We start from the raw sequence: 7,343 nt of genomic DNA on the forward strand, positions 1-7,343 counted from the left end.
CCAGATCAGCCAGACCCCGCCCGCCAGCGCGACAGGCAAGGCGGCCAGAATGATCGCGACTTCGGTCATCCGGCGGAAGGCCATGAACAGCATCAGGGTTATCGTCAGCAAGGTTGCAGGCGCCACAAGGATCAGGCGATCTCGCACCCGTTCGATGTATTCGTACTGCCCCGACCACGCGATGGAATAGCCTGTGGGCAGGGTCAGTTCCTGCTCGACCGTTGCACGGGCCTCGGCGACATAGCTGCCCAAGTCACGGCCCGCGATGTCGATGAACACAAAGCCTGTGCGCCGCGCATTTTCGGACCGGATCATGCCGGGGCCATCCACGACGGCGATATCGGTGACCGCCCCAAGGGGGACATGGGCGCCGGATTTGGTCACGATGGGCAGATCGCGCAGGGCTTCGGGGCTGTTTCGCCAGTCCTGCGGGTAGCGCAGGTTGATGGGATAGCGCTCAAGCCCTTCGACGCTCTCGGCGACCTGCATGCCGCCGATGGCCGTCTGTACCACCATCTGGACATCGTTCACCGACAAACCATAGCGCGCGGCCGCATCGCGGTTGACGTTGATCTCGACAAACCGCCCACCCACGGGACGCTCGGCATAGGCCGAGGCTGTCCCCTCGACCGCGCCAACGATACGCTCGATTTCGACGCCGATGCCTTCGATCACGGACAGGTCAGCGCCAGTGATCTTGACCCCCACGGGGGTCTTGATGCCAGTGGCCAGCATGTCGATCCGGTTCTTGATCGGCTGAATCCAGACGTTGGTGACGCCGGGCACCTGAACGATGCGGTCCAGCTCGTCGCGGATTTTCTCCATCGTCATGCCGGGGCGCCAGTCCTCTTCGGGTTTCAGCTGGATCGTCGTTTCGATCATGGTTAGAGGCGCGGGGTCGGTCGCGGTTTCGCCGCGTCCCAGTTTGCCGTGGACGGTTTTCACCTCTGGCACGGTTTTGATCAGGCGGTCGGTCTGTTGCAGGACCTCGCGCGCCTTGCCGATGGACACACCAGGATAGAGCGACGGCATATAGAGGAAATCGCCCTCTTTGAGTTCGGGCATGAACTCGGTCCCGATCCGCTGCATCGGCCACCACATGGAGGCGACCACAACCACCGCCATCGCAGACGTGGCCCAAGGCCAAGCCACCGCCGCATCCAGAAACGGACGGTAGGCCCAGATGCACAGACGGTTCAGCGGGTTACGATCCTCGGGCAGGATACGGCCACGGACGAACCAGCCCATCAGGACCGGAACCAGCGTGATGGACAAAATACAGGCCGCCGCCATTGCGTAGGTCTTGGTAAAGGCCAGTGGCTTGAACATCCGGCCTTCTTGGCTTTCCAGCACAAACACCGGCAGGAAGCTGACCGCGATGATCGCCAGCGAATAGAACAGGGCAGGGCCGACTTCGGAGCAGGTTTCAGAGACGATCCGCCAGCGGTTCTCGGGCGTCAGTTTTTCGTGTTCCAAGCGCCTGTGCATCGCCTCGATCATCACAATCGCGGCGTCCACCATCGCCCCGATCGCGATGGCGATCCCGCCAAGGGACATGATGTTCGCGTTCACCCCTTGCAGACGCATCACCACCAATGCTGCTGCAATCCCCAAGGGCAACGACAGCACGATCACCAGCGACGAGCGCATGTGCAGTAGGAACGCGCCGCAGACCAGTACGACGACGATGAACTCTTCGGTCAACTTGTGCTGCAGGTTTTCGATCGCGCGCTCGATCACCCCAGAGCGGTCATAGGTGGTCACGATCTCGACCCCTTCGGGCAAGGACGGGCGCAGTTCATCCAGACGAGCCTCGACCGCGCGGATCGTGGCCAAGGCGTTGCCGCCCCAGCGCATGATCACCACACCGCCAGTCGCATCGCCCAAACCATCGAATTCCCCAACGCCTCGGCGCATTTCAGGACCCATTCGCAACTCGGCTACATCGGCCAAGGTCAGGGCCGCCCCACGCGCATTGATCTTGAGCGGAGCTTTGGCCAGTTCGTCCAGCCCGCTGACATAGCCGGTGGCGCGGACCATGAATTCGGCCTCGCCCATCTCGATCACGCTGCCGCCGGTTTCCTGGTTTGCGGACTGGATCGCGCTGCGCACGTCCGTCAACGTCAGGTCATAGGCGCGCAATTTGTCCGGATCGATCACCACCTGATACTGGCGGACCATGCCGCCGATGGTCGCCACTTCGGATACGCCATCGATGGTCTGGAGTTCGTACTTCAGCCACCAGTCCTGCAAGCTGCGCAGCTGCGAGATGTCGTGATTGCCGGTCCGGTCGATAAGCGCGTACTGATAGATCCAGCCCACACCAGTGGCATCGGGGCCAAGCTCGGGCGCCACGCCATCAGGCAGGCGCGAGGTGATCTGGCCTAGATATTCCAGCACCCGAGACCGCGCCCAATAAAGGTCAGTGCCCTCTTCGAAAACCACATAGACGTAGCTGTCCCCAAAGAACGAAAAACCGCGCACATCCACCGCACCGGGGACGGCCAGCATGGCAGTCGCCAAGGGATAGGTGATCTGGTCCTCGATCACTTGGGGGGCCTGCCCGGGATAGGGCGTGCGCACGATCACCTGTACTTCGGACAGGTCGGGAATGGCGTCCACGGGAGTGGTGCGCAAGGCCCAGATGCCAGAGGCCCCCAGCACCAGTGCAAAGAGCACAACGATAAAGCGGTTCGCGATCGACCAGCGAATGACAGCCCCGATCATTGGCCCAAGTTCCCTGCTGCTGGTACGCCGACCTCTTGCAGGACCAGCGACATATCTGGCTGGCGTGCAAAGCCCAGAGCAGCCTCTTGGCCGATGGGCAGCGCGGCGGAATCGAGATCTGCGCTGACGGCAAAGTCCATGGTCATGCCGGGCATGCCGATCGCCTTCATCGGGCCATGAGTGATGCTGGCCATGCCGGTTGCGGGATTAATCGCATTGATGGTGCCGACCGCCTCGATCAACGGGGCGGGCGCCGTTGCCTCTGCCAGTTTCAGGCTCATGTCAGGGCCTTGTTCAAAGACAATCGGAACCTCTTTGCCAATCGGCACCGTCGCGGGGTCAAGTCCATCGACCAAAGCGAAATCCATCGTCATCGCGGGCATCCCGATGGCCTTTAGCGGGCCATGAGAGATGGTCGCCATGTTGGTTTCGGGGTTCAGAGCCGTGATAGTGCCCGTCGCCTCGATCCGGCGGGCAGCGGGCGTGGCATCGGCCATCGGTTCGGCGGGGGCGCCTGCTGCACGGACGGCCGCGATGGCGAACATGCCCTCGGCATCCTTGGTCAGGTCGAATTCGATGGGAACGTTCAGGGGAACAGTGGCGGGGTCCAGATCGACCACCTCCATGTCCATCGTCATCGCGCCCCAGCCCAAGGCGGGGATCGGATCGTGCGACATGGTCAGGCGCCCATCCGGCGTCACCGCCGAAGCGATACCGCGTCCCGTGGCCGCGACGCCGTCATCCCCAGTCAAGGAGCCTATCCACAACTGGCCGTCAGAGCCGCGATGCAAGGTGACTTTGACCTCAGCCCCGACCGTGACACCATCGAGCATCACGTCCTTGGCTAAGGCAAAGCTGGTCTGCATGGCAGGCCAATCCAACTCGGTGATCGCGTCGTGATGCAGCATCAGTTTGCGTGCCACGGCGTCCACTGCGACCACCACACCAGTGGCCATCGCGGGGGCCTGATCGGTGGGGGCCATGCGCATCATGCCCGCGTTCAGAACGCTTTCGCTGTCGATCAGGAACTGGGCCGAGGATACGACCTCTTCGCCCGCGGCAAGGCCTTGGACGATCTCGGTCCGGCCGCCCGCGCCAAAGCCGTCACGCAGGCCCGTTGTGACCAGACGGGGGGCAAAACGGCCCTCGCCGGTGCGTAGGATCACCCGCTCGGCGCGGCCTGTGCGGATCACAGCCTCGGAGGGGACGGTTACGGCCAGATGGCGGTCGGTGTCCTCTAGCAGGACCGTGCCGAACATCCCCGGACGCAAAGACCCGTCCGCGTTGTCAAAGACCAGACGCACCGGCAGCGTTCGGGTCCGCAAATCAAGCTCGGGATAGATGTAATCAACGGTGCCTGCGAAGACGGTGTCCGGCAAATGCTCAAATCGCGCTTCGGCCCGCATCCCTTCGGACAGGCGGCCCAAATCGCGCTCGAAGACTTCGGCGATCAGCCAGATATCGGTCGGGTCGGTCAGGGTCAGCGCTCGCACGTCGGGCTTCAGGTACATGCCCTCGGCGGCCTCTAGGCCAACGACAACGCCGTCTTGGGGCGCGTAAATTGCGATATTGCGCTCGGCCTGACCCGTTTGGGAGATCCGTTCGATCTGCGCATCCCCCATACCAAGGCTGCGAAGACGGTTTTTCGCGATCTCGACAATCCGCGTGCCGGGTTCGCTTTCATTGATGCGCACAAGTTCCGCAGTGGCGGAACCGACCTCGGGTGAGAAGAGTTCGAACAGCAAATCGCCTTTGGACACTGTGTCGCCAACGGCGCGCACGTCCAAGCGTTCGATCCATCCCTCGACGCGCGTGTGGACATGTGCGGTGCGATGTTCGTTCCAATCCACAAAGCCGACCGTCCGAATTTGCGAGGAAATCTCGTCAGACTTTGCCAAGGCCGTCCGCACCCCGATCGCGTTGATCTCGGCTGCGTCCATCCGGACCTCGGCGGGACCACCGGCGGGTTCATCGCCTTCGTAGACCGGAACCAAGTCCATGCCCATTGGCGATTTCCCCGGTCCGTCGCGCCTGAAGTTCGGATCCATGGGCGCAACCCAATACAGAATTGCGGGTCCCCCACTGTCGGCTGACGGCGCCGAGAAATACAGTCTTTCCATGGCGACGCCGCCACCAAGACCGACCCCCAGCGCCAGAATGGCGAGGGCAGAATAACGTCCTTGCATGAGATGCCTCTTGTGCTTCTGACAGGCCGCAAAGCAGCCGAGCAAACCCCGCATCCACAGATGCGCAGTCCCTATGGTCCGGACGGCGAGCGGCTCGTGCCGCCTCGCCCCCGTTCAGCTCAAGAAGCGTGGAGGTCGTTCGAGTGACGTGCCGTCACGAGACGGCACGCTTGGTTGTGTCGCAAAGGTGCGCGTCACGAAGACGACACGATGGACGCCAAGATCAACACTCAGCGTCACGTCAAAGCCCGCACAGCAGACTGAGCTGCCGCAGTCAGCGCTCGCACTGTCATCTTGGTCCGCCGGAACAGAGTGATGATGAGCATGAGCGCTTTGCTGGGGTGTGACACTCGGGACATGGTGCATGACGTGCGTCAGCGCCGCGGGCTCGGATTCACTTGCGAACGCCTTGTGTGGCAAAGCCTGCACAACGATTGCCAGTAGCAAGGCTACGACTGTCAGCCGCATACCTAACCGGCCAAGCCGAATTGTCGGCAGCAAAAGGTGGCGTAAAAGCATCTCCATAGATGACAGTGATCTTAAAAACAGAGAGGAGCGCAAGAGCTACGTCGGTGCGAAGGCACACATCACGATAACAATTGCGCGAAACGCATGTGCGAGATGCTGATCTTCGTCTCCCACTAGCTTCTCCTTTTGGCGTCAAACCCCGAACGCGCGTAGCCCCATCCACAAACCCATAAAGATCATCATCAGGTTTTCCGTCAAAGACACAAAGCCAAGCGGGACATTCGAACTGCCGCCCACGCAGGCGCATTTCAATGCACGTTTGTCGATATAGACGGCTTTGAACACACTGACCGCGCCGACTGTACCAATGAACAACGCCACCGGAGCAGACAGCCAGTTCAGCACCCCTGCAGTCATCAAAATCCCGGCCAAGGCTTCGCCGAAAGGATACAGCTTGCTGTAGGGCACCCACCGTCGAGCCAAGAGGTCGTAGTTCAGGAACATAGTCGAGAATTTCTCGATGTCCTGAAGCTTCTGGATCGCCAGAACCGACATCGACAGCGAAACGAACCACTGGAACGCCTGCCAAGAGAAGATAGTCCCGTAAATTCCAAGAGACAAACCCAGCCCAAGCAGCGCGCATACCGAGAAAATGGCAATCACAGGTGTATAGCTGGTATCGCTCTGCTGGTCCTTGGGCGGGTCAATCCCGAGGAAAATGCGCAGATCGTCATAGCCGCCAATGCGTTCTCCGTTGATGAATGTCTGCGGCGTGGTTTTCACGTCGTGCTTTTCGCGAAAGGCATCGGTCTCTTCGCGGGTTTGTAAATGATGATCCTCGATGGTGTAGCCATTCCGCTCTAGCAAGTCCTTGGACTTGAGGCCGAACGGGCAAAGGTGATCCGGCATCACCATGCGGTACAGGACGGCTTTCTTTTCAGGTGTCGTGCTCATGACGGGCCTCCTTTACTGGGAGCAGGTGTATTGGCCGCGGAAACCGGCGGAGTAATCGGGGCCAGCGCTGATGATCAGATCGTGCAGGCCACTGTCCTCAGTGGGGCGCACCTCGGCCGTGATCGGCGCGGCGGAATATCCCTGTGCGTCTGCATCCAGGCGCACCAGATCACCGCTGATTTTGACCAAGGCACCCTCGTCAGTCGTCACAAAGACTGGCGGGCTCGTCTCTGTGTAGGTGAACTGGCAGGTGGCACCTTCTGGAAATGCCAGATCGATCACTTCAGGCGTCAGGAATTCCGGATCTACCTTTGCCACCACTTCGCTTGCCAAAGCGGTTTGCGCGTCCACCAACTGCGGAATTGTATGGCCTGCGTCTGGTTTTGCCTCGCCATTCGCTGCGATGTCAGCAATCAGATAACGCATCTCGGCGATCTCTTTGTCCTGTGCGTAAACGATATCGTCGGCTAGTGTGCGCACGCGCGGGTCCGTCAACTCAGCTCGCGACGAAGTCATGATCGCGATGGAGTGGTGAGGGATCATCGCCCGCATATAGGAAAGGTCCTGCACCGTAATCTGCGACCGCACCAAAAACAGCGCACCCGCAAATACGATGATCGATCCAGCAAAGATACCGATATTCATCGCTCGGTTCCGGTACATCCCAAGCATCCATGCCAGCATCACGAGCGCCATCGCAGCGCCCATGACGATCGCCATGTAAAGTCGGGTCTCAGAGAAAAAGACATGCCCCCACAGATAGGTGTTCAGGTACATGAGCCCGAACATCACCACGGTCGAGGACGCGATCATCAGGAAAAAACGAGTATAGGCCAAAGCAGCATCTCCAATCTGTCACTGACCTAACAACCTTCCACCGCAGGAGGGTTCCAATGAAATCGGATGATGAACCGTAAGCGGCGGCCACGCCCCATTGTTTTTTTTGCTTTCGCGGTGTCGCGGAGGGTTGAAGCGGATGGCTGTCGGGAGCTCGTCAGGGACTACGAG

4 protein-coding genes are annotated in these 7,343 nt (G+C 60.5%); all 4 read right to left on the reverse strand.

What is annotated here, in order from left to right; translation table 11 throughout:
- Positions 1 to 2,727 (reverse strand): efflux RND transporter permease subunit (locus BM225_RS21145; RefSeq protein WP_092465500.1); only part of this gene is annotated, 2,727 nt, incomplete at its 3' end.
- Positions 2,724 to 4,913, reverse strand: a complete 2,190-nt coding sequence (locus tag BM225_RS21150; RefSeq protein ID WP_092465501.1) for an efflux RND transporter periplasmic adaptor subunit — start codon at positions 4,911 to 4,913, stop codon at positions 2,724 to 2,726. The genes BM225_RS21150 and BM225_RS21145, both read right to left, overlap by 4 nt.
- A 660-nt stretch (positions 4,914 to 5,573) precedes the next feature.
- Positions 5,574 to 6,335 carry a MauE/DoxX family redox-associated membrane protein gene (locus tag BM225_RS21155; RefSeq protein WP_245780576.1) on the reverse strand — a complete coding sequence of 254 codons (762 nt, stop codon included), beginning with the start codon at positions 6,333 to 6,335 and terminating at the stop codon, positions 5,574 to 5,576.
- Between the two features lie 12 nt (positions 6,336 to 6,347).
- Positions 6,348 to 7,172, reverse strand: a complete 825-nt coding sequence (locus BM225_RS21160) for a DUF6692 family protein (protein WP_177218682.1) — start codon at positions 7,170 to 7,172, stop codon at positions 6,348 to 6,350.
- Positions 7,173 to 7,343 lie beyond the last annotated feature (171 nt).

This window comes from Donghicola eburneus, assembly GCF_900115865.1.
Taxonomy (GTDB): Bacteria; Pseudomonadota; Alphaproteobacteria; order Rhodobacterales; family Rhodobacteraceae; genus Donghicola; species Donghicola eburneus.